The sequence below is a fragment of the Streptomyces kurssanovii genome (assembly GCF_040677245.1).
Lineage (GTDB): Bacteria > Actinomycetota > Actinomycetes > Streptomycetales > Streptomycetaceae > Streptomyces > Streptomyces kurssanovii.
This window is the reverse complement of record NZ_JBFAQK010000024.1, coordinates 13,372-37,702: the sequence shown is the minus strand read 5'-3', so window position 1 is coordinate 37,702 and position 24,331 is coordinate 13,372. Positions and strand designations below refer to the sequence as shown.

The window sequence follows — 24,331 nt, the reverse complement described above, 5'->3', positions numbered from 1 at the left end:
CCCCGGTAGGTTCCGAGATCCCGGTTCCGGGATCTCGGAACCGGCCCACCGACGGAGGTTGTTGACGTGACCGACACCGACATGCTGCCCGAGTCCTGGCGCGGCGTCCTCGGCGAAGAGCTGCAGAAGCCGTACTTCAGGGAGCTCACCGAGTTCGTCGAGAAGGAGCGGGCGAACGGGCCGGTGTACCCGCCGAGCGCGGAGGTGTTCGCCGCGCTGGAGGCCACGCCGTACGAGCAGGTGAAGGTGCTCATCCTCGGCCAGGACCCGTACCACGGCGAGGGCCAGGGGCACGGTCTCTGCTTCTCCGTGCGGCCGGGCGTCAAGACCCCGCCGTCCCTGCGCAACATCTACAAGGAGATGCAGAGCGAGCTCGGCCACCCGGTCCCGGACAACGGCTATCTGATGCCGTGGGCGCGCCAGGGCGTGCTGCTGCTCAACGCGGTGCTGACCGTCCGGGCCGGCGAGGCCAATTCCCACAAGGGCAAGGGCTGGGAGAAGGTGACCGACGCGGTGATCCGCGCGGTGGCCTCCCGGCCGGACCCGGCCGTCTTCGTGCTGTGGGGCAACTACGCGCAGAAGAAGCTGCCGCTCATCGACGAGGAGCGGCATGCCGTGGTGAAGGGGGCACACCCCTCACCGCTGTCCGCGAAGAAGTTCTTCGGTTCCAGGCCGTTCACCCAGATCAACGAGGCCGTCGCGGCGCAGGGCCACGAGCCCATCGACTGGCGCATCCCCGACATCGGCTGAATCGGCGCACCCGGCTGACAGGCTCGGGCCGCATGCCCGAGCCTGTGCGGGATCGGCCCCCGCGGCGGCTAGCGTCGGTGTCCTCAAGCAGCACTTCGCCGCGGACGAGGAGGCCACAGTGATGGAGCAGCAGGAGGCGTCGCAGGACATCGTCATGACCCGGATCGGGCAGGCGATGATGCTGCTGCACGGGGGCGACCGTGAGGAGGCGCGTAATCGCTTCGCCCTGCTGTGGTCGGAGATCGGCGAGGAAGGGGACGCCCTGCACCGCTGCACCCTCGCCCACTGCATGGCGGACGTCCAGGACGACCCGGCGGACGAGCTGGCCTGGGATCTGCGTGCCCTGTCGGCGGCCGACGGGCTGAGCGACGAACGGCTCGCCCGGCACCAGACCCTCGCGGTGCGGGCCCTGTACCCCTCGCTCCATCTGAATCTGGCGGCGGACTACGTCAAGCTGCACCGCCCCGAGGAGGCGCGTGCCCATCTGGACCGGGCACGCGCGTCCACGGACGCCCTGGGGGACGACGGTTACGGCCGCGGGGTGCGCGCCGCCATCGCGCGCCTGGAGGGCACCCTGGGGGCCGGCTGAGCCGCCCGCCGCCCCCGCCCGGTCACTCGCCCGTGGCGCCGTCGATGTGCTCGCGCAGCAGGTCGGCGTGGCCGTTGTGGCGCGCGTACTCCTCGATCATGTGGGTGAGGATCCAGCGCAGGCTGAACGTCTCGCCGCCGCGGCTGCGGGACACCGACAGATCGTCGAGTTCGTGCGCCGCGGTGACCTTGCGGGCGTCGGCGACCTGGTTGAGCCAGGTCGTGTGCGCCTCGGCCCAGGTGTCCTGTTCGGTGACATGGAAGTCCGCGTCCCGGTCCTCCTCCGTGGAGTACAGGTCGGGCAGGTCCTCGTCGTCCATGATCTCGCGGAACCAGTAGCGCTCGACCTCGGCGAGGTGGCGGACGAGCCCGAGCAGGGTGAGCTCGGAGGGCGCCAGCGAGGCCGTCCGCAGCTGTGCGTCGTCCAGGCCGGCGCACTTCATGATCAGCGTCTCGCGGTGGTAGTCCAGGAAGCCTTCCAGCATGGCGCGTTCGCCGGCGGTGGTGGACGGCTCGGTACGTGTATCTGTGGTCATGGCGATCATCCTGCGTCACCTCCCGCGGTGCTGCCAGGAGTTATTCGCCGTGCCCGGCTTGTGTGCCGAGCATGCCGCGCAACAGCTCCTGGAAACCCTTGCGCAGTTCTTCCAGGCTCGGCACCGCCGCGTGGTAGGAACCGACGGCGCAGGCGAACATCAGTCCCTCGCACCATGCGACAAGGGACAGCGCGTGCCGTTCCGGCTCGGGCGAACCGGCCTCGGCCATCAGCGCGTTGAGCGGGCCGCGGAAACGGCTGCCGGTCCGGTCGTAGAACTCGCGCAGCTCCGGGCGCCGGGTGGCCTCCAGGGCCAGTTCGTAGCGGGCGACGAGCAGTTCGGGATGGCCGGTCAGATAGCGGTGCAGGGCGAGCGCCATGGCGTCCAGCAGGTCGCCCCTGCCGCCCGGTGCGGACGGCATCTCCGCCACGGTGAGGACGGCCGCCTCGCGGTCCGCCAGCCTGCGTACCGCCGCCTCGAGCAGGGCCTGGCGGGTGCGGGCGTGGTTGGAGGTCGAGCCCTGCGGCAGCCCGGCCGCCTCGTCCACGGCGCGGTGGGTGAGCCCGCGCATCCCGCGCTCGGCGAGGAGCGCGAGCGCGGTGTCGGCGATGAGTTCTGCCCGAGGGGCGCCGGGCGGGGCGGTGCGTGCGGCCATGCGGTCAATCTACCGCCGGGACTACAGGTGTAGTAGCGTTGGTCGTGTCACTACAGGTGTAGTAACCGAGTGGAGGAGCAGCCATGCCCGTACCGCGTAAAGCCGCTCACGCAGTCGTCGTCGGCAGCGGGATCGGCGGCCTCACCGCAGCCGTCGCCCTGCGGCAGCACGGCTGGCGGGTCACCGTCCTGGAACGGGCCGCGTCCCTCGAGCCCGTCGGCGCGGGCATCGGACTCGCCCCCAACTCCCAGCGCGCACTGGACGTCATCGGACTCGGCGACGAGATCCGCGGCCTGGCCGCCTGGCAGGGCCCCGGCGGCATGCGGAACCCGGCCGGCCGCTGGCTGTCCCGCACCGACAGCGCCGCCGCCGCGGAACGGTTCGGCGGACCCCTCGTCCTCGTCCACCGCGCCACCCTGATCGACCGGATCGCCCGCAGACTCCCCGAGGGCACCGTCCGCACCGGCTGCCCCGGCGAACTGGCCGACGCGGGGACCGCCGGCGGCCGACCGGCCCGGGTGACGACACCCGACGGCGACATCGAGGCGGATCTCGTCATCGGCGCCGACGGCATCCACTCCGCCGTGCGCCGCGCCCTCTTCCCGGCCCATCCGGGGCCCGCCTACTCCGGGATGACCACCTGGCGCGTGGTCGTACCCGCGCCGGAGCAGCCCTTCGAGCCGCACGAGACCTGGGGCCCCGGCTCCCTGTGGGGCACCCAGCCCCTCAAGGACGGCCGGATCTACGCCTACGCTGCCGCCACCGCCCCGCAGGGAGGCAAGGCGGCCGACGGCGAGAAGGCCGAACTGCTGCGCAGGTTCGGCGACTGGCACGACCCCGTCCCCGGCATCATCGCCGCCGCCGCACCGGAGAGCGTGCTCCGCAACGACGTCCACCACATGATCCGCCCGCTGCCCGCCTACCACCGCGGCCGCACCGCGCTCCTCGGCGACGCCGCGCACGCCATGGCCCCGACGCTCGGCCAGGGCGGCAACCAGGCCATCGAGGACGCCATCGTCCTCGCCCACCACACGGCCACCGGCCTCGACCTCGGCGCCGGGCTCGCCGCCTACAGCGCGGAGCGGCAGCCGCGCACCGCGGCGATCGTCCGGAAGTCGGCACAGATCGCCCGGCTGATGTCACTCAGCGGCGCACCCGCGGTCGCCGTCCGCGACGCCCTCATGTCCACCGTCTCCCGCCTCGGCCCCGGCCTGGTGCTGCGGACCTTCGACGGCATCGCCGACTGGCAGCCACCACGGCGCACGTATGCTGCCGGAGCACAGGACGCGCACGCGGAGCCGGGCGCGCACGAAGAACGACCGGCACGGCGGTGAGCCGGCCGGGCATGTGAGGGGGACCCCGTGAAGGTCGGCTGCATCGGGCTCGGCGACATCGCGCGGAAGGCGTACCTGCCGGTGCTCACCACCCTGCCCGGCGTCGAACTGCACCTGCAGACGCGCACGCCGGCCACCCTGACGCGGACCGCGGAGACCCACCACATCCCCGCCGAGCGGTGCCACACCGACCTGGACTCCCTCCTCGCACAGGGACCGGACGCCGCCTTCGTCCACGCGTCGACCTCCGCCCACGCCGAGATCGTCACCCGGCTGCTCGAAGCGGGCGTGGCGACCTACGTCGACAAGCCGCTCGCCTACGAACTGGCCGACTCCGAGCGGCTGGTGGCGCTGGCGGAGGAACGCGGCACCAGCCTCGCCGTCGGCTTCAACCGCAGGTTCGCCCCCGGCTACGCGCAGTGCCTCGAGCACCCGCGCGAACTGATCCTGATGCAGAAGAACCGCGTAGGCCTCCCCGAGGACCCGCGCACCCTCGTCCTCGACGACTTCATCCATGTCGTCGACACCCTGCGCTTCCTCCTTCCGGGAACCGTCGAGCACACCGACGTACGCGCACGGATCGTCGACGGCCTGATGCACCACGTCGTGCTCCAGCTGTCGGGCGACGGATTCACCGCCATCGGCGTCATGAACCGGATGAGCGGCTCGACGGAGGAGATCCTCGAGGTCTCGGGGCAGGACTCCAAGCGCGAGGTCCGCAACCTCGCCGAGATCGTCGACCACAAGGGCCAGCCCAGCGTCCGGCGGCGGGGCGACTGGGTGCCGGTGGCCCGCCAGCGTGGCATCGAGCAGGTCGTGCACGCCTTCCTCGACTCCGTACGCACGGGGAAGGTCCTCAGCGCACAGGACGCGCTGAGGACTCATGAGCTGTGCGAGCGTGTGGTCCGCCTGGCCCTGGAGCAGGCCGCCTGAGGGCACGCACACCGCCCACGGCGCCCAGCACGGCGAGCAGCGCCACCGACGCGTACACCGGCCAGTCGCCGAACCTGACGTACAACGTGCTCCCCGACACCAGGGGCACCTCGTAGACCGCCGCGGTGGTGCTCTCCGTCGAGAGCGGTGCTCCTACGCGGTCGCCGCCCGCCGCGTACACCGCGCTCACGCCGGTGAGCGTGGCGTGCACCATCGGCCGGCCGCTCTCCGCCGCGCGCAGCGCCGCCAGCGACGCGTGCTGCTCGGGGGCCCAGCTCTCCTGGAACGACGACGTCGCCGACTGGGCCACCAGCACCTGTGCGCCGTCCCGTGTCAGCCGCCGGCTCATGTCAGGGAACGCCGACTCGAAACAGACCAGCGGCCCGAGCCGCAGACCCGGTGCCCGCGTGCCGTCACCCGGCAGCGTCATCACCACCGGGGCGCGCCCGCGCAGCCGGTCCTCACCCGCGGCCCGGCCCACCGACGTGGCCCAGCCGAGCACCGACCTGGCCGGGATGTACTCACCGAACGGGACGAGCCGCATCTTGTCGTACCGGTCCCCGGTCGGGCCGTCCGGGCCGACGAGCACCGAACTCTTGTAGATCCCCGGCGCACCCGAGGCGTCCTCACTCCGCGCGTCCACATTGACCAGGACCGGCGCGCCGATCTCGCCGGACAGGGCGGCCAGGCGCTCCGCCAGGTCGGGCCGCGTCCGCAGGTCCGCGCCGACGCTGCTCTCGCCCCAGACCACCAGATCGGGATCGCGGCCCTTCAGCTCGCGGGTCAGCTCCTCGCCCCGGTCGAAACGCCGCTCCGCGCTGAGCATGCCGCCGACGACGCCCGGCTGGACCACCGCGATCCGCACCCGGCCCGATTCACGCGGCTGGGGCGCCCACGCCCACACCAGGGTCGCGCCGGTCGCACAGAGGACGACCGCCGCCACAGCGGCTCTACGGGCGCTCCTGACCGCCACGAGCAGCACGACCACCGTGTTGACGGCCAGCACCAGCAGGCTCACCAGCCAGACACCGCCGACCGAGGCCAGCCGCAGTGCGGGCGCCACCTCCCACTGGCTCGCGCCCAGCAGGCCCCACGGGCCGCCGAGCCCCTCCCAGGAACGGACCAGTTCGATCATGAGCCAGCCCGCGGGGACGGCGCCGACGGCGACCGCCGCCCGGGCCGTCGAGGGCGTCCCCCCGAGCATCACCCGCACGAGCACCCCCCACAGCGCCCACAACAGCCCCAGCAGCGCGGCCAGCACCACAAGGAAGACATGCAGGCTCGGCAGCAGCCAGTGATGCATGGCGATCATGAAACCGGCACCGCCCAGCCAGCCCTCGACCGCCGCCCGGCGGGGGGTGGGCGCCGTGCGCAGCACCAGCATCCACGGGACCAGGGCGAGATAGGCGAACCACCACAGCGACGGTTCCGGAAAGGCGAGGGCGGGCAGGGCACCGGTCACGAACGCGACGGCTCCCCGCGATCCCCGCGAACGAAGAAGCTGCTCGTGCCACCCGTCGTGCCGGGTCCTGTCCCGCCTGCCGACCGGAATCCGCATGCAGCGCCTCCTCGTCCGGCCTCGAGGGGCCACGAGCCGTTCACCACCAGTGTGCGCGAAGATCGGCACCGGCGAACAGTGCGCCTCACCCGACCCAGGCGCCACCGCGGACATGCCGTGGCGCGGTTCAGGCCGGCACCACGTCTCCGTCGCGTCAGGCGTCGCGAGGTCCCCGCCCTCTGCCGCCCGGTGCCACCGGGCGCCGCGCCCTGTGCCGTGTCAGGCGTCGCCGGGCTTTTCGCCGCGTCGCCACTTCTCCTCGATCACCACGGACCGCAGCCGCCAGCCGGCCTCCTCGCGGGTCAGAACGAACCCGTAGCGACCGCCCGACACGAACTCGTCACCGGATTCCGTCCGCATCGGATTGAGGTAGTCGGCACGCACCTCGGCCCGGTCACCCGGATACCCGCCCAGGTCCTGGACAGTCACCCGCCGGTTCACGATGAGGTGCTGGCGGACGGGAAAGAGCCGCATCGCACGAGCCAGCCACTCGGCCACCTCGGCCGCCGGCCCCTCGATACCGCCGGAACCGCGGTAGTCGGCCCGGCCGTCGCCGGTGAACAGCGCACGGTAGGCGTCCCAGTCGCCGTCGTCGACGGCCACCGCGTAGTCGGTGACGACATCGTCGACGGCAAGCCTGTCCATCACGGTCGCGAGATCCACGCGCTGTGTCATCGGGTCAGTGTCGGCCAGGCGGCCTGTCAGGCCAAGAGCCGTGCACACCCGTCACCCGCACGGCGTCGGCAACCGGCCATACTCCACCCATGCGCATCGACTTCGATCCAGCCCGCTGCGACCGTGAGGCCTTCTACCGGCTGATGACGGCAACCGTCGTGCCACGCCCCATCGCCTGGGTGTCCACGACCTCCGCGGACGGCACGGACAATCTCGCCCCGCACTCGTTCTTCACGATCTCGTGCGTGGCACCGCCGGTCGTCCAGTTCACCTCGGTCGGGCGCAAGGACTCGCTGCGCAACATCGAGGAGACCGGGGAGTTCGTGGTGAACTTCGCGCCGGAGGCCATGTTCGAGCAGATCAACGCCACGGCTACGGACTTCCCCCGCGGGATCAGCGAGTTCGACGCCGTCGGCGTCGCCAGGGAGCCGGGGCTGCGGGTGAAGCCGCCGCGGGTCGCGGCGTCACCGGTGGCTCTCGAGTGCGAACTCCACAGCACGCTGCGGCTCGGCGACTCGACCGTCGTCTTCGGCAGGGTGGTGCATGCCGCGGTCAGCGAGGAGGTCATGACGGAGGGACACCCGGAGGTGACCAGGCTCGCGCCGCTGACCCGGCTCGGCAAGGACGAGTGGGGCACGCTCGGCGGCGTGCGCGAGATCTCCCGTGTCCCGTACAGCCGTTGGCCGGAGACGGAGACCGAGGCGGCCCGCTGAGGATCAGCGCCGTACGGCCCTGAGCACGACGAACTTGGGGTCGCCGGCGACCACTTCGCAGTTGCCGAACAGCCGCCGCAGTCGCACGTGGTAGCCGAGATGCCGGTTGCCGACGACCCAGAGCTCACCGCCGGGACGCAGCGCACGGCGCGCGTCGGCGAACATCCGCCGGGCCGCCGTGTCGGTCGTCGCCCGGTGCGAGTGGAACGGCGGGTTGTTCAGGACGAGGTCCACCGACGCGTCCGCGAGGGCGGACAGCCCGTCACCGACGAGGAACTCGGCTTTGCCGGACGGCACGTTGTCGTGGAAGGTGGCCTCCGCGGAGGCCACCGCGGAGTACGACTCGTCGACGAACGTCACCTCCGCGCCAGGATCGGCCAGCGCGGCCGCCGTGCCGACCACGCCGTTGCCGCAGCCCAGGTCCACGACCCGACCCAGGCCGTGGCCCTGCGGCAGGTGGCGCAGGAAGAAGCGGGTGCCGATGTCGAGGCGCTCCGCGCAGAAGATGCCCGCGTGGTTGGTGACGGTGCGGCCGGCGAGGACGCCGGTGTCGGACGGCAGGGCGTACCGCAGCGGCCATGGGCTCGGCAGCCGGGGGAGGGCGGGATCGGGGCTGCAGAAGATCAGCCTGGCCTTCTTCGCCGCGAGTGACGTCCTGGTCGGCCCGAGGATGCGCTCGAACAGCTTCAGCGTGGACGTGTGGATCTCCGTGACCATGCCGGTGCCGACGACGACGGTGTCCGCGTCCACGGACGGCGCCAGCCGGTGCAGCTGGTCCTCGAGCAGCGCGAGGCTCTTCGGCACGCGGATCAGGAGCACATCGATGTGCTCCGGCGGTTCGTCACGCGCGGTGAGGAGCCTCACCCTGCCCGGCTCGACGCCGCCTCGGCGCAGATTGCCGCGGGTCGCCTCCTGACCCAGGAACGAATCGGTGATCTGGACGATCTCCCCGGTCCCGTGGGCCGCGAGGGAGGTGACCAGGGCGCCCCACCGGTCGCCGACGACGGCCACCGTGCCGGACAGGTCCGTCGGGGCGGCGTCGTCGATGCCGTGCAGATGGCGCAGCAGGTACTCGTCGGCGGCGTCCCAGGCGCGGAGCGTGTCGCGCGGGTCCTCGGGGAAGCGGGCGAGCTCGTACGCGCCCCATGGCGTGGTCAGACGGTTCATCGTGCACTCAGGCTAGCCGAGCGGGGGAGGGGCGCCGCCCGCCCTCGGGCGGCGTGGCCGGCGCGGCCGCAACGGGGCGCCGCTGCCGCTTGCTGTTCGCTACGCGGCGCGCTGTACGTCCTCGCGTGCCGCAGCGGCCCACTCCACCACCAGTGCCTCGTACTCCGGACGCCGGTCCTCGGGGAGTGCGCCGTCGGCCCACAGCTCTCGGATCCGTGCGTTCAGCTCGGATGCGGACAACAAGGTTTCGGATTCGGACTCGCGGGGAAAGGCGGACATGTTTGCCAGGTTACGGCCTCGGCCCCGCGCCCGTCTTCCCCGCGAACTGCCCGCTCAGCCGCCCGACTCACCCGCGTGCGGGCTCAGCACATCCGTCCCCACCAGGATGTACAGCAGGATTCCGAGCAGAATCCGGTAGATCACGAACGGCATGAAGCTCTTCGTAGTGATGAATTTCATGAACCAGGCGATCACCGCGTAGCCCACACCGAAGGCGATGACCGTCGCGAAGATGGTCGGCCCCCATGACACATGGCCGCCCTCGCCCGCGTCCTTCAGTTCGAACAGCCCTGAGGCGAGAACGGCGGGGATCGCCAGCAGGAACGAGTAACGGGCCGCCGCCTCACGGGTGTAGCCCATCAGCAGACCGCCGCTGATGGTGGCGCCGGAGCGGGAGACGCCCGGGATCAGCGCCATCGCCTGGCAGAGGCCGTAGATCAGACCGTCGCGGACGCTCAGGTCCTTCAGCGTCTTGCGCTCCTTGACCACCCGGTGCCGGCCACCCGCCTCGTCGCGGGCGGCGAGGCGGTCCGCGAAGCCGAGGACGACGCCCATCACGATCAGGGTGGTGGCGATGAGGCGCAGATCACGGAACGGGCCCTCGATCTGGTCCTTCAGCGTGACGCCGAGCACACCGATCGGGACGGAGCCGACGATCACGAGCCAGCCCATCTGCGCGTCGTGGTCGCCGCGCATCGCCTTGTCGGTGAGTGAGCGGAACCACGCGGACACGATCCTCGCGATGTCCTTGCGGAAGTAGATGAGGACGGCCGTCTCCGTGCCGATCTGGGTGATCGCGGTGAACGCGGCCCCCGGGTCGTGCCAGCCGGCGAACGCGGCGGTGAGCCGGAGATGCGCGCTGGAGGAGATGGGAAGAAACTCCGTCAGCCCCTGGACGAGCCCCAGGATGAATGATTCGAACCAAGACATGAAAGCTACGCCACCCAAGAGCTGATCACGGTCTGTCAGGCGCGCGCGAAGGCACATGACCCGTGAGATACGACTCACGTACGTCATCGGGCCGGCGCCGGGTGGCAGCGTAGCGCCCCAAAATGAAGCGCTTGCCGCAGCCCCCGCCGCAGAGGCCGGAGACGTACCCGCCCGCGCGCGTCACACGCGGGTACGAGGACGCGGCGCGGCGGCGGTGTCCCGGCCCACGGTGTCGCGGCGCGCGCCTCAGCGGCCGGCGACTTTGCTGTCGGAGCCGCGGCTTTCGGCGTCGCCGTCGACCCGGCTGTCGGCGACCTGTCCTCCGGTGTCGCCGTCGGCCGGGACTTCGGTACCCCGGACTTCGGCGCCCTCGGTTCCGCGCAGGCGGTGGCGCTTGGTCCAGGCGACCGCGGCCGCGGCCAGGCCCGTCACCACGATGAAGCCCATCGCGATCAGGAAGGCGGGAGACGTCGGCGAGCCCGCCCGGCTGCCGGCGACGACGTACGCCGCCGTATTGGGGATCGAGCCCAGACCGGTCGCGAGGAGAAAGGGCAGATAGCCCATGCGGGACACGGCCGCGCAGTAGTTGGCGGCGGCGAACGGCACCCCCGGGAACAACCGGATCGCCAGCATCGACCGGAAACCGTGTCGGCTGAGCTGCCCGTCGGCGGCCTTCAGCCAGCGGCCACGCAGCAGCGGCCGAAGCGCCTCCTGACCGAGCAACCTGCCCAGCGTGAAGGCGATTCCCGCGCCCAGCACCGTGCCGGCGAGCGCCGCCGCGAGCCCGGCCTGCGAGCCGAACAGCGCCCCTGCCGCCAGATTGAGGATCGGCCGCGGCACGAACGCCGCCGTGCACACCCCGTACCCGACGCCGAACAGCACCACGGCCGCCGGCCCGCCCAACTGCGGCGGCCAGCCCGCCGAGAGCAGCCGCTGCGGCTCGTAGAGCACGACCGTCACCGCCGCGGAGGCCAGCACCACCGCGAGAAGGGACAGCCGCGACCAGGGCGAGAACAGGGCCCTGGAACAGCGGAAGGCGAGACCGGACGCCGGCCTGGGGACGGGGTCGAACATCCGGGGAGACTAACCGACACCCGCCTGTGATCGCCTTATTGTGTGCCGTATGACGCACGTCGCACCGCGCAGCGATCTCGCCGACACCGTCATGGCCCGGCTCGTCGTCGTGTACCCGGCCGCGGGGGACGCAGAGCGCGCCGCCAAGGCCGCCGCGTACATGAAGGGCGTCGCCCCGTTCCTCGGCATCCCCACGCCCGAACGGAGAAAGCTCTCCCGCACGGTCCTCGCCGGCACGCCCCGCCCCGACGAGGGCGACTGCACGGCCGTGGCCCTGCGCTGCTGGGAACTGCCCGAGCGGGAGTACCACTACTTCGCCGCCGACTACCTGCGCCGCCACGCCGGCCGCTGCTCCTCCGGCTTCCTGCCCGTGGCACGCCGGCTCGTCACCACCGTGCCCTGGTGGGACACCGTCGACGTGCTCGCCGTCCATGTCGTCGGCCCCCTGGTGGCCGCCGACCCGGCGCTCGGGGCCGTGATGGACGAGTGGATCGACGACGAGGACATGTGGGTGGTGCGCACGGCGCTCCTGCACCAACTGCGCTTCCGGGCCGCGACGGACAGCGGCAGGCTGTTCGGCCACTGCCTCCGCCGGGCCGGCCACCCGGACTTCTTCGTCCGCAAGGCGATCGGCTGGGCACTGCGCGAGTACGCAAAGACCGACCCCGACGCCGTACGGCAGTTCGTCGACGACGCCCGGGACCGCCTGTCGCCGCTGTCCGTCCGCGAGGCGCTCAAGCACCTGTGACGGGCGCCGGTGCCGGGTGCTCCTGACGGGCGCCGGTGGCGGGCGTCCTGGCCGGGTCCTGACGCCGGGCCGCTCCCGCGTGAACCGACGTGCCGGGAAAACCGTTCGACGGCCGCACCCGCACCGGGCGATCATTCACCCATGTTCCGGTACGCCTTCCTCGCAGCGCCGTCCGCAGTCGCGGACGCGCCGAAGGCTGCCGATCTCCCCGCAGCCGATGCTGCCGCAGCGCCCCTCGACGGCGCCCGAAGCTGACCCTTCCCGGATCGTCCGGCGGACCCCGCAGGGGGAGGGTCGGCCAGGCCCAGGGGTCCCACACTTCGAGTTCCGGGAAGGAACCAACGCGCCATGCCCAAGACGGCATACGTGCGGACCAAGCCGCACCTCAACATCGGCACCATGGGCCACGTCGACCACGGCAAGACCACCCTGACCGCCGCCATCACCAAGGTCCTCAGCGAGCGGGGGAGCGGCACGTTCGTGCCCTTCGACAGGATCGACCGGGCGCCCGAGGAGGCCGCGCGCGGCATCACCATCAACATCGCGCACGTCGAGTACGAGACCGACACCCGCCACTACGCCCACGTGGACATGCCGGGCCACGCCGACTACGTCAAGAACATGGTCACCGGAGCGGCCCAGCTGGACGGGGCGATCCTCGTCGTCTCCGCCCTCGACGGCGTCATGCCGCAGACCGCGGAGCACGTCCTGCTCGCCCGCCAAGTGGGCGTCGACCACATCGTCGTCGCCATCAACAAGGCCGACGCGGGCGACGACGAGCTCATCGACCTCGTCGAGCTGGAGGTCCGGGAGCTGCTGACTGCACACGGGTACGGCGGCGACGCGGCTCCGGTCGTGCGCGTCTCCGGCCTGCGGGCGCTCGAGGGCGACCCGCGCTGGACGGCCGCCGTCGAGGCACTGCTCGACGCCGTCGACACCTATGTGCCGATGCCCGTCAGGTACACCGACGCCCCGTTCCTGCTGCCGGTGGAGAACGTGCTCACCATCACCGGGCGCGGGACCGTCGTCACCGGGGCCGTCGAGCGGGGCACCGTACGGGTCGGCGACCGCGTGCAGGTGCTCGGCGCGGACACCGAGAGCGTGGTGACGGGACTGGAGACCTTCGGCAAGCCGATGGAGTCCGCGGAGGCGGGGGACAACGTGGCACTGCTGCTGCGCGGCCTCCAGCGCGACCGGGTCCGGCGCGGTCACGTCGTCGCCGCGCCCGGCAGCGTCGTGCCGAGCCGGCGCTTCACCGCGCAGGTGTACGTGCTGTCCGCCCGTGAGGGTGGCCGGACCACACCGGTCTCCACCGGCTACCGGCCGCAGTTCTACATCCGCACCGCGGACGTCGTCGGCGACATCGACCTCGGCGGGGCGGTCGTGGCACGGCCCGGCGAAACGGTCGCCCTGACTGTCGAGCTCGGCCGGGACGTCCCGCTCGAGCCGGGGCTCGGGTTCGCGATCCGCGAGGGCGGCCGCACGGTCGGCGCGGGCACGGTGACCACCGTGCTCTGAGACGGGGCGGGACGGGGACAATGGCCCGGTGAACGAGCCGATCCCCGTCCTGCGCGCCGTCGACGGCGGCACCGCCAAGCTCATGCCCGACGTGGACCATGAGCGGGCCTGGCTGCTGACCGTCGACGGCGCCCCGCAGTCGTACGTCGACCTGGACGATCCCACGCACCTCGAGTTCGAGTACCTGCGCCGGCTCGCCCACGTCGTCGACTGCGTGGCCGACGAGGGCACACCGCTCTCCGTGCTGCACCTCGGGGGCGGCGCCCTCACCCTGCCGCGCTACATTGCCGCGACACGGCCCGGCTCCCGTCAGGACGTGGTCGAGTACGACGCAGGGCTCGTCGCCCTGGTCGCCGAGCATCTGCCGCTGCCCGACGGGTGCGGTGTCACCGTCCACCGGGACGACGCGCGGAAGTGGGTCGAGCACGCGGCGGCGGACTCCGTGGACATGGTGGTCGCTGACGTCTTCGGCGGCTCGCGGGTCCCGGCGCACCTGACCACGGTCGAGTACGCGAGAGCCGCGGAGCGGGTGCTCCGGCCGGGCGGCGTCTACGCCGCCAACCTCGCCGACGGCGCGCCCTTCACCTTCCTCCGCTCCCAACTGGCCACCTTCGCGGAGGTATTCGCGGAACTCGCCCTGATCGCGGAACCGTCCGTCCTGCGCGGGCGCCGCTTCGGTAACGCTGTGCTGCTCGCCTCGCAGTCGCCGATCGAGACGGGGCCGCTGGCGCGGCGGTCGGCGTCCGACGCGTTCCCGGCGCGGGTCGAGCGGGGGGCGGCGCTTGTGCGGCTGCGGGGTGAGGCGGGGCCGGTGGCGGACGCGACGGCGGTACGGTCGCCGGAGCCGCCGGACGGAGCGTTCACGGTGGGGTGACGGTCCGCTGCGCGGGGCGTTTTCCCCTACCCGCCCCTTCCCGAACCGGGGGCTCTGCCCCCGGACCCCCGCGCCTCAATCGCCGGCGAGGCTGAAGTTGCCGGGCAACTTCAGCCCGCCCGGCGTTTGAGGGCACCGCGCGAAGCGCGGTACGGGTCCGGGCGGAGCCCGCCACGCGGCGGAGCCGCACATCGGTACAGCGGGAAGGGGCGGGGTGGGGAACAGGCCCGCCGCAGGCGACACGCGCCCGCCCCCTACGCCTGCGGCGCCGCTTCCTTCGGCACTGACACCGCCGGCGCCGGCCCGCCCCCCGCCACCGTCGCCCCGCGCCGCCTCAGGTTCCGCACGTCCGGCACGAACAGCACAGCCGCCGTCACGACCACCACCAGCGCCGCGCACCCCAGCAGGGACGCCCGCCGCCCGAACAAGGACTCCGCCGGGCCGGCGAGCGCCGTGGCGAGCGGCAGCATCGCGACCGAGCCGAACCAGTCGTACGCGGAGACCCGGGAGAGCATGTCCTCGGGGATCTCCTGGTGCAGCGCCGTCATCCAGGCCACACCGAACACCTCGATCGCCACGCCGCTGATGAACATGACCACCGCGAGGCCCTCGACCTGGAGGGGCACGGCGAGGGCCGCGGACGGCGCCGCGAGCGGGAAGACGCACAGTGTTCCGGCGAGCAGCAGCCGCCGCGGTTTCCACCGCATCATCAGCAGTGCCCCGCCGAGCGTGCCCACGCCGAACGCCGCGAGCGCCACACCCCAGGGCGCCGCGCCGCCGAGTTCGTCCCTGGCGACCAGGGGCCCGTAGACGGACTCGGCCGCGCCCACGACGGCGACGACCACCGAGAACTGGGCCACGATCGCCCACAGCCACGGCCTGGCGACGAACTCCTTCCAGCCGTCGCGCAGGTCGGCGAGCAGCCCGCCGCCCGCTTCCCGGGGCCTGATGTGGCTCACGTCCAGGAAGGCCCGCAGCGCGCCCGCGACGGCGAAGGCCGCCGCGTCCACGGCGAGGACCCAGCCCGGTCCGATCGCGGCGATCATCGCGCCGCCGAGTGCGGCCCCGCCGATGGCCGCGCCATGCATGGCCATCCGGAACAGGGCGAAGGCCCGGCTTGCCTGCTCGCCGCTGACGCTGGACATCAGCATGCCCTCAGCGGCGGGGTTGAAGAACGCCTGGCCGGTGCCGCACAGCGCGGTCAGCAGCATCATCTGCCACAGCTGCGGTTCGCCGGACAGTACGACGAAGGCGAACAGCGCCTGCGAGACGCAGTTGAGGGCGTTGGCGGCGACCATCACCCGGTGCCTCGGCAGCCGGTCGGCGATCGCGCCGCCGATGAGCAGGAACAGCACCAGCGGGAGGGTGCGGGCGGCGGCCACCAGACCGACGTCCCCGCCGTCGCCGCCCGCCTGCAGCACCGCGAACGCCGCCGCGATCAGCGCACCATGGCTTCCCAGGTTGGTGATGATCGCGGCGGCGGTCAGCAGTGTGTAGTTGCGGCCCGCCCACTCGGGGCGGCGCGATGTGCGGCGTGGCGGGGCAGCGGGAGATGTCACCGGAGGACTATCCCTGGTGCCGCCCGGACTTGCCAAACGACTTGTCGCGCCTCTGCCGGTGGAAGGCGGTCAGCGGTTCAGCCCGAGCTGTCGGCCAGCCGCACGGTGCTGAGGATCTGCTGGATCGTGGCGTCGGGCACCTCGTCCGGCACCCCGGTGTTGGAGTACAGCACCCAGCTGGCGAAGTCGCCCTTGGTGTTCTTGAAGCTGAACGCGATCGACTTACCGTCGGTCTCGCACTTGTTGTCCTTCTTCACGCCGTTGGCCGTGGCGGTGGAGACGCTGCCCTTGAGGCCCGACTTCGTCGTGTAGTCCACGGCCTTGGTCACCTTGACGGTTCCCTTGGGGTCGGTCTGGGCGTAGGCGGCCCAGGCCCAGTTGCCGGCCTCGTTGTAGGCGGCCTCCGCGGTGCTCTTGGCGCCCTTGCCGCCCTTGGTGCCGGTGCTGGCCAGCCCGTAGTCCTCTTCGCTGCCGTTCTTGTCGGAGTCGAAGAGGCACCACTTGCTCTTGTAGTGGGCGGGCGCGGACATCATGACGGCGGGCGAGCCGTCGCCCTTCTTCTCGTCCTCGAAGCCGGTGGCCATGCCCGAGCTCGCCACCTCCCACTCCGCCGGCACGTCGAACTGGGTGCCGTGCTTGGGGTTGGTGACGACCTTCCAGCCGGCGATGGTGGGCTTGGCCTCGCCGCCGCGCGGGTTGCCCGTCGGCGCCGGGGGCTCTTCGGAGCCCTTCGGCTTGTCCGAGGCGTTCGGGTCGGCCGGCTTCGAGGCGGCGACGTCGCCGCTCTTGCCCGACGACTTCTCGTCGTCCGGCAGGACGACGATGCCGGTCACGACGGCGGTCGCGACGACTGCCGTGGCCGCCACGATCGCGATGATCGTCGTCTTCTTCTTCTCGTCACCGGCCGGCTGCGGCGCTCCCGGCGTCTGGCCGGGCACGGCGTACTGCGGCACGGTCGGCTGCTGGTACGGGTTGGGCTGCTGGTACCCCGGTTGCTGGTATCCCGGCTGCTGATACGGATTCGGCTGCTGGTACCCCGGCTGCTGGTACGGGTTCTGGTCCTGCGGGTTCTGCTCGCCCCCGGGCGGCTGCTGTCCTGGCCACATGGCCAGTAACCATAGAGGTGCGGCCGTGGCTCTTCTACGTCCGGGCCCCGCCGGGGATGGTCAAGCCTGCCTACTCGTGGGTAACATCTCGGCATGAGCGCAGATCAGATGTCCATCGGCGAGTTGCTCGCCGCCACCGTCCCCATGGTCAAGACCCTCAACCTCGAGTACCTGGAGACGACCGCGGAGCGAGCCGTGCTCCGGCTGCCCGATCAGCCCGAGTACCACAACCACGTCGGCGGACCGCATGCCGGCGCCATGTTCACCCTCGCCGAGTCGGCGAGCGGCGCCGTCGTCCTGGCCGCGTTCGGCGATCAGCTGAGCCGCTCGGTGCCGCTCCCGGTGAAGGCGGAGACCAGCTACAAGAAGCTCGCCAAGGGCGTCCTCACGGCGACCGCGACGCTCGGCCGCCCCGTCGCCGACGTCGTCAAGGAGCTGGACGCGGGGGAGCGCCCCGAGTTCCCCGTCACGGTCGCCATCCAGCGCGCCGACGGCGCCGTGACCGGCGAGATGCACATCGTCTGGACCCTGCGCCCCAACAGCTGAGCGCGGTCCCGCACCGCACCGGGCCGCCCGGCGTCCCTGAGGGACCGGGCGGTCTTTCGCGCGCCGTGACGCACCCGTGCGACCAGGTAGGCTTCCCGGCGTGCGCCGGCGGGGCGCGCGCCGGGCGAGCGGCCCGGCGGTACCGGGAGGAACGGCGTTGCACGTCCAGGAATGGCTCGAGACTGTCCCGGCGGTCAGCATCTATCTCCTGGTGGGGGTGGTGATCGGGCTCGAGAGCCTCGGCATCCCGCTCCCCGGGGAGATCGTCCTCGTCAGCTCGGCGCTCCTCGCCTCCCAGCACGGAGACATCGACCCCTACATCCTCGGCGCCTGCGCGACCGCCGGCGCCATCATCGGCGACTCGATCGGGTACGCCATCGGCCGCAAGGGCGGCCGGCCACTGCTGGCCTGGCTCGGCGGGAAGTTCCCCAAACACTTCGGTGAGGCCCAGATCGCCATGGCCGAGCGGTCGTTCGAGAAGTGGGGCATGTGGGCCGTCTTCTTCGGCCGCTTCGTCGCCCTGCTGAGGATCTTCGCCGGGCCGCTCGCCGGTGTGCTGCGGATGCCGTACTGGAAGTTCCTCATCGCCAACGTCTTCGGCGGCATCCTGTGGGCGGGCGGCACGACGGCCGTCGTCTACTCGGTCGGTGTCGTGGCCGAGGCCTGGCTCAAGCGTTTCTCCTGGGTCGGGCTCGTCCTCGCGGTGGCGATCGGCGTCACCTCGATGCTGGTGCTCAAGAGCCGGGCGAAGAAGGCGGCGGCGGAGCAGCCGACGGCCGCGTCGCCCCAGCCCGAGCCCGTTCCCGTCGCCGACTGACCCGCCACCCGGGCGAGCATGCGGGCCGAGGCCGTGCCGGCCCGACCGGTGCCCGGCCCTCGCCCCGGCGCGCCGGGCTCCCGGACCTCAGTCCTTGTGCGCGTCCCGGTGCTGGGCCGCCAGGTCCAGATAGACCGCCGCGTTGAGCTTGATGCCCTCCCGCTCCTCCTGGGTCAGCTCACGCCGCACCTTCGCGGGTACCCCGGCCACCAGGGAGCCGGGCGGCACCACCATGCCCTGCGGTACGAGGGCCTGTGCCGCGATCAGCGAACCTGAGCCGATGTGCGCCCCGTTGAGGACCGTGGCCCCCATGCCGACGAGGACGTCGTCCTCCACCGTGCAGCCGTGCAGGATCGCGTTGTGGCCGACCGAGACGCGTTCGCCCACGGTGACGGGGAAGCCGGGGTCGCTGTGGACGGTGCAGTTGTCCTGGATGTTGCTCCCCGCGCCGATCAGGATCGGCCCGCAGTCGCCGCGCAGCACCGTCTGGTACCAGACACTCGCCCCCGCGGCGACGGTCACGTCACCCATCACGACCGACGTCGGCGCTGCGAACGCCTCCGGGTCGACGACGGGCTCCTTGCCGCCCACGCCCGCAACCAATGCCCGCTCCGTCATGCCTGCTCCCTCGTGCTTCACCGGTCGTCCCGCGCCTACCTGCACCGTAAGCCCCCCGCTTCCGTGACATGCGGCAGGGGGCGCGGGTTCGCGCCCGGCGGCGCACCCCTGCGCGCCGCCTTGCCGTCTGTCCTCCGCGTCGGCGGCTCAATAGCCTTGCCGGCATTGCCCGTTGCTGACGAGGGAGCCCCATGGCCACCGCACAGCACATCCCGGACATCCTGTCGCCGGAGTTCGCCGCCGACCCGTACCCCGCCTACCGCTCGATGCGTGAGCACGCCCCGCTGATCCGGCACCGACCCACCGAGAGCTATCTGGTCTCCCGCTACGAGGACGTGGAGCGCGTCTTCAAGGACAAGGAGTCGGTGTTCACCACCGAGAACTACGACTGGCAGCTCGAGCCCGTCCACGGAAAGACGATCGTGCAGCTCGGCGGACGGGAACACGCCGTACGCAGGGCGCTCGTCGCTCCCGCCTTCCGGGGCAGCGACCTCAGGGACAAGTTCCAGCCGGTGATCGAGAGCAACGCCCGTGAACTGATCGACGCCTTCCGGCACAAGGGCGAGGCGGATCTCGTCGACTCCTTCGCCACCCGGTTCCCCGTCAATGTCATCGCCGACATGCTGGGCCTGGACAAGGCGGACCACGACCGCTTCCACGGGTGGTACACCGCCGTCGTCGCCTACTTCGGGAATCTCGCCAGGGATCCCGCCGTTGCCGCGGCCGGCGAGCGGACCCGCGTCGAGTTCGCCGAGTACATGATCCCGATCATCCAGGAGCGCCGCGAGAACCTGGGTGAGGACCTGCTCTCCACGCTCTGCGCGGCGGAGGTCGACGGCGTGCGGATGAGCGACGAGGACATCAAGGCGTTCTGCAGCCTGCTGCTCGCGGCAGGCGGCGAGACCACCGACAAGGCCATCGCCGGCATGTTCGCCAACCTGCTCGTCCACCCGGAGCAGTTGGCCGCCGTGCGGGAGGACCGGAGTCTCATCGACCGCGCCCTCGCCGAGACACTGCGCTTCACACCCCCCGTCCATATGATCATGCGACAGACCGCCGCCGAGGTCACCCTCAGCGGCGGCACCGTCCCGGCGGGTGCCACGGTGACCTGTCTGATCGGCGCGGCCAACCGGGACGGCGAGCGGTACCGCGACCCCGACCGCTTCGACATCTTCCGCGACGACCTCACCGCGACGACCGCGTTCTCCGCGGCCGCCGACCATCTGGCCTTCGCGCTCGGCCGGCACTTCTGCGTGGGCGCGCTGCTCGCCAGGGCCGAGGTCAGGACCGGGGTCGGCCAACTGCTGGACGCCATGCCGGACTTGCGCCTCGCCGACGGCTTCGTCCCCCGCGAGCAGGGCGTGTTCACCCGCGGACCGAGGTCTCTGCCCGTGCGTTTCACCCCGGTGGACGGCTGAGGCGCCGGCTCGCCGAAGGGCACCGCCCGGCCCCGTGCCTGCGGACGAGGTGTGATCCACAACTCTTCATTCGGGTGAACCTTGTGGTGCCCGTATTTCATCATGCAATCTTCCTTGCAGACTGAATGATATTCAGCACCTGAAGGGGAGTGTGTGCATGACCAGTGAGCGCCCCGCGCTGTACGAGATGTTCGACGACCGGTTCCGAACCGGTCGTTGCATGAACGGCGACAACGCCCTGGAGGTCCTGTACACCGGCTGCCGCTGGGCCGAGGGGCCGATCTATCTGCCCGCCTGGCGGCAGGTGGTCTGGAGCGACATCCCCAACGACCGGATGCTGCGCTGGGACGAGGAGACGGGCGCCGTCAGCGTCTTCCGCCGCACCGCCGGGCACACCAACGGCAACACCCTCGACCGGGAGGGCCGGCTGGTCACCTGTGAGCAGGGCAACCGCCGGGTGACACGGACCGAGCACGACGGCACGGTCACCGTGCTGGCCGACCGCTGGCAGGGAAAGCGCCTGAACAGCCCGAACGACGCGGCGGTGAAGTCAGACGGCTCGATCTGGTTCTCCGACCCGGACTTCGGTATCACCAGCGACTACGAGGGCTACCGCGCCGAGAGCGAGATCGGCTCCAACAACGTCTACCGCATCGATCCCGATTCCGGCGAAGTGCGCCTGGTGGCCGACTGCTTCGGCGCCCCGAACGGTCTCGTCTTCTCCGCCGACGAGCGCCGGCTCTTCGTCTCCGACACCCGGGCAGGCCGCATCCGGGTCTTCGACGTACGCGACGACGGCACGCTGTCGGACGGCGACACCTTCGCCGAGGCCGGGGCGCGGCGGCAGGCGCGCTTCGACAACCTCCGCTTCGACGACGCCGGCCGGCTCTGGGCCGCGGCGATGGACGACGGAGTGCATTGCTACGACCCCGACGGCACGCTGATCGGGCGGCTCGACGTCCCCGAGGCGGTCGCCAACATCGCCTGGGGCGGAGTCAAGCGCAACCGTCTCTTCATCGCCGCGGAGACCAGCCTCTACTCGGTGGTCATGGGCGTCACGGGCACGCACCCGACCGGACCGGGGCGCAGACGGTGGCCGGCTCCGGCCTCCCGCGCCGACTGAGCACGCCGCTCCTCCAAGCGCCCGGTGGGCGGGCCATGAAAGAGGCGGCCACCGCGGCCGCCCGGCGGGGACCGCCGGCTCTACCGCTGATTCCCGTTCCGGTACTCACCGAGGGCCACGACCGGTGTGAAACTCACCGGCAGGGAGGACAGTCCCCGCATCCAGACCGACGGCCGCCAGGTCAGTTCGTCCGGCTCCACGGCGAGGACCACGTCCGGCAGCCGCTCCAGCAGCGTCTCCACCGCGGTACGGGCGATCACATCGGCGAGCATCGGTGCCGGATACGGGCACCGGTGCTCGCCGTTGCCGAAGGACAGGTGCGCCGAGTTCTCGGCGCCCACGCGCCCCTCCGGCCAGATCCGTGGATCGGTGTTGGCGGCCGCCAGCCCCAGAACGAGACAGTCCCCGGCACGGATCCGGCGGCCGCCGAGCGTGGTGTCGCGCACCGCCCAGCGGCCGATGACGTTCTGGGTCGGGGTGTCCAGCCACAGCACCTCGTTGAGCGCCTGGCCCACACTGAGCCGGCCACCCGAGACGTTCAGCGCGAAGCGGTCGTCGGTCAGCAGCAGCCGCAGCGTGTTGCAGATCCAGTTGGCCGTCGGCTGCTGGGCCGCGGCCATGACCACGATCAGGTCCTGCACGGCCTCCTCGTCGGTCAAAGCGGCCGGGTGCGCCAGCATCCGGGAGGTGACGTCGGGCCCGGGTGCACGGCGCTTGCCCTCCACCAGCCGTTGGATGCGCTCCTGGACGCGGACGTACGCGGCGACCGGGTCGTCGTTCTCCGCTGCGCCCAGCGAGATCCGCAGGTCCCGCACAAGGCCCTCGGTGTCCGCCCCGTGGGCCGGCATCCCGCACATCCGCACGGCGGCGCGCATCGGAAGGGCGTGCGCGTAGGCCGTCGTCAGCTCCGCCTGGCCGCTGCCGGCGAACGCGTTGATCAGCGATTCGGCGATCTCGCGGCACCGATGGGCGAGTTCGAACTGGTCCACGGCCTCCAGCGCCTCCGTGACGACCCCGGCCCGTCGCTGGTGCTCCGTTCCCTCGGTGAAGAGCACGGATGGTTGATGCCCGACGAACGGCAGCAGCGGCCAGTCGGCCGGCACGGCCCCCCACTGGTTCCAGCGGCGCGAGTCGCGGGCGAAGAGTTCGTCGTGGGCGGTGACGTACGTGACCTCGGTGTAGCCGAGGACCAGCCACACCGGAACGTCCCCTTCCAGCAGGACCGGCGCGACGGAGCCGTACCGGCCGCGCAGGGAGCGGTACAGCTCCGACGGGCCCTGCTGGAACGCCGGGCCGCTGAGCCGGACCGCCTCCTCGTGGGCGGGACAGCCGGGCGGGTGCGGCGCGTGGGCCGCCGTGCCGATGGGGTCGTTCATGGTGTCGTCTCCCGGGCCGTTGCCAGTGCGTGGAGGTGATCGGCGAGGCTGAGCAGCACGTGCTTGCCGGAGGAGCGGATCCGCGCGTCGCACTCGACCAGCGGGACGTGCGGGTCGAGCGCCAGGGCCTGACGGATCTCGGTCAGGGAGTAGAGGGACGGGTCGTCGTCGAACCGGTTGACGGCGACGACGAACGGGGTCCCGCGATGCTCGAGCCGGTCGATGGCGTACCAGGAGTCGCTCATGCGCCGGGTGTCGACGAGAACGACCGCGCCGAGCGTGCCGGCGAACAGCCTGTCCCACAGGAACCAGAAGCGTTCCTGCCCGGGTGCGCCGAACAGATAGAGGACCATGCGGTCGTTGAGACTGATCCGGCCGAAGTCGAAGGCCACGGTGGTGGTCGTCTTCGTCGTCGCCACTCCCGCGGTCTCGTCGATGCCGACGCCGGCCTGCGTCATCACCTCCTCCGTGTTCAGGGGGCGGATCTCGCTCACGGACCGGACGAGCGTCGTCTTGCCGACACCGAAGCCGCCCACGATCACGATCTTGAGGCCGTTCGCCGAATCCCTGCCCAACGGCGTGAAGCCGGGAAGCTCAGAGGTTGCGGAGTCCATCGAGCACCTCCTTCAAGAGGTCGGAGTCGGGCAGCGAGCCCCGGAAGCGGGCGACCGGCGGATGGCGGGCGGTGACGCGGCCCGTGGCCAGCAGGTCGCACAGGAGGATCCGGACGACCGTCACGGGCAGCCGCAGCGCGGCCGAGATCTCCACGACCGCCGTGGGGGCGCGGCACAGTTCGAGGATCCGGACGTGCTCCGACTGCAGGCCGGGCGACGGTTCGCATTCGCTGACGATCAGCGTGACCAGGTCGAACGAGTCGTCGTCGGCACGGCTGCGTCCGCCGGTGACGGTGTAGAGCCGTTCCGGGTCACCGGTGTCGACGGGACGCCGGGTCATGAGCGCGGACTGTCCTGGGCGGGGAGCCGTGGTGCTGCCCGCATGCGGTCGCCGATCTGCTCGACCAGCTCGGTCATCCGGTGGCCGACCATGCCCGGGTCGGCGCCGTCCGCCGCGACGACCGCGAGATGCGCGCCGGCACCTGCCTCGACGATGAACAGCAGCCCGCCGTGGAACTCGGTCATCGAGTGTCGAACGCCGCCGGTGCCGCTGCCGAACTCGATGGACGCGCCCTGGGCGAGGGCCTGGATGCCGGAGCAGATCGCGGCCAGCTGATCGGCCTGGTCACGGGTGAGATGCCTGGTCCAGCACAGCTTCAGCCCGTCGCGCGAGAGTACGAGGGCGTGCTGGGTGCCGGGGGTGCGCTCCAGCAGGCCTTCCAGGAGCCAGGTGAGGCTGTTGTCGGTGGTCTGCATGATCGGGGTGGGCCGCGCGTCCGGTGAGGACCGGGTGTCGGCCTGTGCCTCCTGTCGGTTCCGGTG

27 protein-coding genes are annotated in these 24,331 nt (G+C 71.7%); 12 read left to right on the top strand and 15 right to left on the bottom strand.

All coding sequences use genetic code 11. The features are described 5' to 3' along the window. Positions 1-66: 66 nt before the first annotated feature. Together AB0K36_RS18680 and AB0K36_RS18675 are read left to right on the top strand one after the other, a co-directional pair. The gene (locus AB0K36_RS18680) at positions 67-750 is read left to right on the top strand and encodes a uracil-DNA glycosylase (protein WP_189470115.1); all 684 of its coding nucleotides are present in this window, start codon (positions 67-69) and stop codon (positions 748-750) included. Between the two features lie 118 nt (positions 751-868). Beyond that, a complete protein-coding gene (locus AB0K36_RS18675; RefSeq protein WP_364595292.1) occupies positions 869-1,339 on the top strand; it encodes a hypothetical protein in 471 nt (156 codons plus the stop codon). A gap of 22 nt (positions 1,340-1,361) precedes the next feature. On the opposite strand, the gene AB0K36_RS18670 is transcribed toward AB0K36_RS18675, so the two are convergent. Next, positions 1,362-1,874, bottom strand: coding sequence for a DinB family protein (locus AB0K36_RS18670; protein WP_364595289.1), 513 nt, complete (start codon positions 1,872-1,874; stop codon positions 1,362-1,364). 40 nt (positions 1,875-1,914) lie between these two features. Next, positions 1,915-2,529 carry a TetR/AcrR family transcriptional regulator gene (locus AB0K36_RS18665; protein ID WP_364595286.1) on the bottom strand — a complete coding sequence of 205 codons (615 nt, stop codon included), beginning with the start codon at positions 2,527-2,529 and terminating at the stop codon, positions 1,915-1,917. Between the two features lie 83 nt (positions 2,530-2,612). On the opposite strand from AB0K36_RS18665, the gene AB0K36_RS18660 reads away from it, so the two are divergent. Both AB0K36_RS18660 and AB0K36_RS18655 read left to right on the top strand, forming a co-directional pair. Beyond that, a complete protein-coding gene (locus AB0K36_RS18660) occupies positions 2,613-3,863 on the top strand; it encodes an FAD-dependent monooxygenase (protein ID WP_364595284.1) in 1,251 nt (416 codons plus the stop codon). 27 nt (positions 3,864-3,890) lie between these two features. Continuing rightward, a complete protein-coding gene (locus tag AB0K36_RS18655) occupies positions 3,891-4,796 on the top strand; it encodes a Gfo/Idh/MocA family protein (protein ID WP_364595281.1) in 906 nt (301 codons plus the stop codon). Here AB0K36_RS18655 and lnt read toward each other — a convergent pair. Continuing rightward, the gene (gene lnt, locus AB0K36_RS18650) at positions 4,720-6,354 is read right to left on the bottom strand and encodes an apolipoprotein N-acyltransferase (RefSeq protein ID WP_364595278.1); all 1,635 of its coding nucleotides are present in this window, start codon (positions 6,352-6,354) and stop codon (positions 4,720-4,722) included. The two genes, AB0K36_RS18655 and lnt, sit on opposite strands and share 77 nt — an antisense overlap. Before the next feature lie 219 nt (positions 6,355-6,573). After that, complete coding sequence (locus AB0K36_RS18645) at positions 6,574-7,029, bottom strand: nuclear transport factor 2 family protein (RefSeq protein WP_364595275.1); 456 nt, start codon at positions 7,027-7,029, stop codon at positions 6,574-6,576. Between the two features lie 89 nt (positions 7,030-7,118). Here AB0K36_RS18645 and AB0K36_RS18640 point away from each other — a divergent pair, with 89 nt between their 5' ends. Next, positions 7,119-7,742 (top strand): flavin reductase family protein, encoded by a 624-nt coding sequence (locus tag AB0K36_RS18640; protein ID WP_364595272.1) that lies wholly within the window; start codon positions 7,119-7,121, stop codon positions 7,740-7,742. Between the two features lie 3 nt (positions 7,743-7,745). Here AB0K36_RS18640 and AB0K36_RS18635 read toward each other — a convergent pair whose 3' ends face one another. The 4 genes from AB0K36_RS18635 to AB0K36_RS18620 form a co-directional block, all read right to left on the bottom strand. Beyond that, on the bottom strand, positions 7,746-8,909 hold the full coding sequence (locus AB0K36_RS18635) for a methyltransferase (RefSeq protein WP_364595269.1): 1,164 nt from the start codon (positions 8,907-8,909) through the stop codon (positions 7,746-7,748). A gap of 99 nt (positions 8,910-9,008) precedes the next feature. Further along, positions 9,009-9,188 carry a hypothetical protein gene (locus tag AB0K36_RS18630; RefSeq protein ID WP_005320253.1) on the bottom strand — a complete coding sequence of 60 codons (180 nt, stop codon included), beginning with the start codon at positions 9,186-9,188 and terminating at the stop codon, positions 9,009-9,011. A 54-nt stretch (positions 9,189-9,242) separates the two neighbouring features. Next, positions 9,243-10,118: an undecaprenyl-diphosphate phosphatase gene (locus AB0K36_RS18625; protein WP_364595266.1), complete on the bottom strand. Its 876-nt coding sequence runs from the start codon at positions 10,116-10,118 to the stop codon at positions 9,243-9,245. Between the two features lie 246 nt (positions 10,119-10,364). After that, positions 10,365-11,192 (bottom strand): TVP38/TMEM64 family protein, encoded by an 828-nt coding sequence (locus AB0K36_RS18620; protein ID WP_364595263.1) that lies wholly within the window; start codon positions 11,190-11,192, stop codon positions 10,365-10,367. 49 nt (positions 11,193-11,241) lie between these two features. Between AB0K36_RS18620 and AB0K36_RS18615 the strand changes: the two genes are divergently transcribed. The 3 genes from AB0K36_RS18615 to AB0K36_RS18605 all read left to right on the top strand — a co-directional run bounded on the left by AB0K36_RS18615 (position 11,242) and on the right by AB0K36_RS18605 (position 14,332). Further along, positions 11,242-11,940: a DNA alkylation repair protein gene (locus AB0K36_RS18615; protein ID WP_364595260.1), complete on the top strand. Its 699-nt coding sequence runs from the start codon at positions 11,242-11,244 to the stop codon at positions 11,938-11,940. Positions 11,941-12,288: 348 nt separating this feature from the next. Continuing rightward, complete coding sequence (gene tuf, locus AB0K36_RS18610; RefSeq protein WP_364595257.1) at positions 12,289-13,458, top strand: elongation factor Tu; 1,170 nt, start codon at positions 12,289-12,291, stop codon at positions 13,456-13,458. Positions 13,459-13,486: 28 nt separating this feature from the next. Then, positions 13,487-14,332, top strand: a complete 846-nt coding sequence (locus AB0K36_RS18605) for a spermidine synthase (protein ID WP_364595254.1) — start codon at positions 13,487-13,489, stop codon at positions 14,330-14,332. A 254-nt stretch (positions 14,333-14,586) separates the two neighbouring features. On the opposite strand, the gene AB0K36_RS18600 is transcribed toward AB0K36_RS18605, so the two are convergent. Both AB0K36_RS18600 and AB0K36_RS18595 read right to left on the bottom strand, forming a co-directional pair. Then, positions 14,587-15,891: an MFS transporter gene (locus AB0K36_RS18600; protein ID WP_364595251.1), complete on the bottom strand. Its 1,305-nt coding sequence runs from the start codon at positions 15,889-15,891 to the stop codon at positions 14,587-14,589. 77 nt (positions 15,892-15,968) lie between these two features. Beyond that, positions 15,969-16,997, bottom strand: a complete 1,029-nt coding sequence (locus AB0K36_RS18595; RefSeq protein WP_364595248.1) for a DUF8017 domain-containing protein — start codon at positions 16,995-16,997, stop codon at positions 15,969-15,971. Positions 16,998-17,090: 93 nt separating this feature from the next. On the opposite strand from AB0K36_RS18595, the gene AB0K36_RS18590 reads away from it, so the two are divergent. Both AB0K36_RS18590 and AB0K36_RS18585 read left to right on the top strand, forming a co-directional pair. Then, positions 17,091-17,543 (top strand): DUF4442 domain-containing protein, encoded by a 453-nt coding sequence (locus tag AB0K36_RS18590; RefSeq protein ID WP_189470077.1) that lies wholly within the window; start codon positions 17,091-17,093, stop codon positions 17,541-17,543. Positions 17,544-17,700: 157 nt separating this feature from the next. Next, positions 17,701-18,360 (top strand): DedA family protein, encoded by a 660-nt coding sequence (locus AB0K36_RS18585; protein WP_364595245.1) that lies wholly within the window; start codon positions 17,701-17,703, stop codon positions 18,358-18,360. A gap of 87 nt (positions 18,361-18,447) precedes the next feature. Here the strand turns inward: AB0K36_RS18585 and AB0K36_RS18580 are convergent, their stop codons facing one another. After that, positions 18,448-18,978 carry a gamma carbonic anhydrase family protein gene (locus AB0K36_RS18580; RefSeq protein ID WP_364595242.1) on the bottom strand — a complete coding sequence of 177 codons (531 nt, stop codon included), beginning with the start codon at positions 18,976-18,978 and terminating at the stop codon, positions 18,448-18,450. Positions 18,979-19,169: 191 nt separating this feature from the next. Here AB0K36_RS18580 and AB0K36_RS18575 point away from each other — a divergent pair, with 191 nt between their 5' ends. After that, positions 19,170-20,396, top strand: a complete 1,227-nt coding sequence (locus tag AB0K36_RS18575) for a cytochrome P450 (protein WP_364595239.1) — start codon at positions 19,170-19,172, stop codon at positions 20,394-20,396. A 157-nt stretch (positions 20,397-20,553) separates the two neighbouring features. Continuing rightward, complete coding sequence (locus tag AB0K36_RS18570) at positions 20,554-21,519, top strand: SMP-30/gluconolactonase/LRE family protein (RefSeq protein ID WP_364595236.1); 966 nt, start codon at positions 20,554-20,556, stop codon at positions 21,517-21,519. An 80-nt stretch (positions 21,520-21,599) separates the two neighbouring features. On the opposite strand, the gene AB0K36_RS18565 is transcribed toward AB0K36_RS18570, so the two are convergent. Genes AB0K36_RS18565 through AB0K36_RS18550 form a run of 4 tightly spaced genes read right to left on the bottom strand, consistent with a single transcriptional unit; the run spans position 21,600 to position 24,265 of the window. Then, complete coding sequence (locus AB0K36_RS18565) at positions 21,600-22,895, bottom strand: cytochrome P450 (protein ID WP_364595232.1); 1,296 nt, start codon at positions 22,893-22,895, stop codon at positions 21,600-21,602. After that, positions 22,892-23,509, bottom strand: coding sequence for a GTP-binding protein (locus tag AB0K36_RS18560; protein WP_364595229.1), 618 nt, complete (start codon positions 23,507-23,509; stop codon positions 22,892-22,894). The genes AB0K36_RS18565 and AB0K36_RS18560 overlap by 4 nt, the downstream gene beginning before the upstream one ends. Beyond that, positions 23,490-23,849, bottom strand: a complete 360-nt coding sequence (locus tag AB0K36_RS18555; protein WP_364595226.1) for a DUF742 domain-containing protein — start codon at positions 23,847-23,849, stop codon at positions 23,490-23,492. The genes AB0K36_RS18560 and AB0K36_RS18555 overlap by 20 nt, the downstream gene beginning before the upstream one ends. Then, the gene (locus tag AB0K36_RS18550) at positions 23,846-24,265 is read right to left on the bottom strand and encodes a roadblock/LC7 domain-containing protein (RefSeq protein ID WP_364595223.1); all 420 of its coding nucleotides are present in this window, start codon (positions 24,263-24,265) and stop codon (positions 23,846-23,848) included. Before AB0K36_RS18550 ends, AB0K36_RS18555 begins: the two co-directional genes overlap by 4 nt. Positions 24,266-24,331 lie beyond the last annotated feature (66 nt).

Coding starts and splice junctions, on each gene's coding strand:
- AB0K36_RS18670 (WP_364595289.1), bottom strand. CDS start 1,874: ATGACCACAGATACACGTACCGAGCCGTCCACCACCGCCGGCGAACGC.
- AB0K36_RS18665 (WP_364595286.1), bottom strand. CDS start 2,529: ATGGCCGCACGCACCGCCCCGCCCGGCGCCCCTCGGGCAGAACTCATC.
- AB0K36_RS18660 (WP_364595284.1), top strand. CDS start 2,613: ATGCCCGTACCGCGTAAAGCCGCTCACGCAGTCGTCGTCGGCAGCGGG.
- lnt (WP_364595278.1), bottom strand. CDS start 6,354: ATGCGGATTCCGGTCGGCAGGCGGGACAGGACCCGGCACGACGGGTGG.
- AB0K36_RS18645 (WP_364595275.1), bottom strand. CDS start 7,029: ATGACACAGCGCGTGGATCTCGCGACCGTGATGGACAGGCTTGCCGTC.
- AB0K36_RS18640 (WP_364595272.1), top strand. CDS start 7,119: ATGCGCATCGACTTCGATCCAGCCCGCTGCGACCGTGAGGCCTTCTAC.
- AB0K36_RS18635 (WP_364595269.1), bottom strand. CDS start 8,909: ATGAACCGTCTGACCACGCCATGGGGCGCGTACGAGCTCGCCCGCTTC.
- AB0K36_RS18630 (WP_005320253.1), bottom strand. CDS start 9,188: ATGTCCGCCTTTCCCCGCGAGTCCGAATCCGAAACCTTGTTGTCCGCA.
- AB0K36_RS18625 (WP_364595266.1), bottom strand. CDS start 10,118: ATGTCTTGGTTCGAATCATTCATCCTGGGGCTCGTCCAGGGGCTGACG.
- AB0K36_RS18620 (WP_364595263.1), bottom strand. CDS start 11,192: ATGTTCGACCCCGTCCCCAGGCCGGCGTCCGGTCTCGCCTTCCGCTGT.
- AB0K36_RS18615 (WP_364595260.1), top strand. CDS start 11,242: ATGACGCACGTCGCACCGCGCAGCGATCTCGCCGACACCGTCATGGCC.
- tuf (WP_364595257.1), top strand. CDS start 12,289: ATGCCCAAGACGGCATACGTGCGGACCAAGCCGCACCTCAACATCGGC.
- AB0K36_RS18595 (WP_364595248.1), bottom strand. CDS start 16,997: ATGTGGCCAGGACAGCAGCCGCCCGGGGGCGAGCAGAACCCGCAGGAC.
- AB0K36_RS18590 (WP_189470077.1), top strand. CDS start 17,091: ATGAGCGCAGATCAGATGTCCATCGGCGAGTTGCTCGCCGCCACCGTC.
- AB0K36_RS18580 (WP_364595242.1), bottom strand. CDS start 18,978: ATGACGGAGCGGGCATTGGTTGCGGGCGTGGGCGGCAAGGAGCCCGTC.
- AB0K36_RS18575 (WP_364595239.1), top strand. CDS start 19,170: ATGGCCACCGCACAGCACATCCCGGACATCCTGTCGCCGGAGTTCGCC.
- AB0K36_RS18570 (WP_364595236.1), top strand. CDS start 20,554: ATGACCAGTGAGCGCCCCGCGCTGTACGAGATGTTCGACGACCGGTTC.
- AB0K36_RS18565 (WP_364595232.1), bottom strand. CDS start 22,895: ATGAACGACCCCATCGGCACGGCGGCCCACGCGCCGCACCCGCCCGGC.
- AB0K36_RS18560 (WP_364595229.1), bottom strand. CDS start 23,509: ATGGACTCCGCAACCTCTGAGCTTCCCGGCTTCACGCCGTTGGGCAGG.
- AB0K36_RS18555 (WP_364595226.1), bottom strand. CDS start 23,849: ATGACCCGGCGTCCCGTCGACACCGGTGACCCGGAACGGCTCTACACC.
- AB0K36_RS18550 (WP_364595223.1), bottom strand. CDS start 24,265: ATGCAGACCACCGACAACAGCCTCACCTGGCTCCTGGAAGGCCTGCTG.